The organism is Nocardioides sp. URHA0032 (assembly GCF_000620645.1).
GTDB lineage: Bacteria > Actinomycetota > Actinomycetes > Propionibacteriales > Nocardioidaceae > Nocardioides.
Map to the genome: position 1 here is coordinate 1 of NZ_JIAV01000006.1, position 1,265 is coordinate 1,265.

The following is a 1,265-nucleotide window of genomic DNA, read 5'->3' on the forward strand; positions in this document are numbered from 1 at the left end:
GGCCACCTGATCCGATACCGCGTCGAAGCCACCAACGCCGTCACCACCAGCCGCGTCCCCCGCGCCGACGACACCATCAACTACCGCGGCGTCGTGGCCCAGGACAACGTGACGTCCGCACTCCCGGTCTTCCGCTGGTTCATCGCCGACGCCGACTACACCGCCATCACCGGCAACCCCACCGCCGACATCACCCGCTCCGCAGTGCTCGCCTACGGCGACACCGTCTACGACAACGTCCAGGTCAACATCCGCGGCCAGGGCTCGCAGGACACGCCGAAGCCCAACTGGGCCTTCCAGATGCCGAAGAACCACGACCTCGACATGGGCAGCCTCCTGGCCGAGCCGGTCGACGAGTTCGCCATGCAGGCCGACTACAGCGACGTCTCCCACGGCCGCTCACTCCTCAGCTTCGACGCGTTCCGGCGTGCCGGCGTGATCAACACGCAGGTGTTCCCCGTCCGGACGCAGCGCAACGGCGCGTTCCAGGGCGTCTACAACTACCTGGACCTGTACGACGGGACCTGGCGCAAGCGCGAGGGCTACGACGACAACCAGTTCTTCAAGGCCAACATCAACGCCTTCGACAGCACCGTGCCGCTCGCGAACCGGCGCTTCGAGAAGAAGGCGCCGGACGACAACGACTACGCACCGCTGCAGAGCTTCCTGAACGGCGTGAACCTCACCGGCACGGCCGAGCGCGACTACATGCTGGCCAACGCGGACCTGCCCCAGATGGTCAACTACGCGGCCGTGACCGCCATCCTCAAGCACGTCGACTCGTCGACCAAGAACTTCTACCTCGCCCAGGACCCGGACACCGGCCGGTGGTCGATGCTGCCCTGGGACCTCGACCACACCCTGGGCAACATGTGCTGCTTCGTCACCAGCAACTTCGTGACTCCGGCCGAACCCGGGGACCGGATCAACCCGATCATGGAGGCGCTGCTGGCCACCCCCCAACTGAAGGACATGTACTTCCGGCGGCTGCGCACGCTGGTCAACGACATCCTGGCCCCGAATCGGATGGAGTCGCTGTACGACACCGTCGTCGGCGTCGCCCAGCCGGACATCGCGCAGGACTTCGCCACCTGGGTCTACGACGAGACGGAGAGCTACACCACGCAGCGCAGCAGGCTGTTCAAGGGGATCGCTGATCGCCGGACGGTGTTCGCGTCGGACTCGCGGGTGCCGGGGAACCAGCCGGCCGCGCCGGACATGGTCATCGACGAGATCCAGCACTCCCCCACCGCCGGTGACGACGC

At 66.7% G+C, this 1,265-nt stretch carries 1 protein-coding gene; it reads left to right on the top strand.

The genetic code is table 11. From position 1 onward, the window contains the following. The coding region (locus N538_RS0101930) for a CotH kinase family protein (protein ID WP_028635884.1) at nucleotides 1–1,265 on the top strand (1,265 nt) is incomplete at both ends.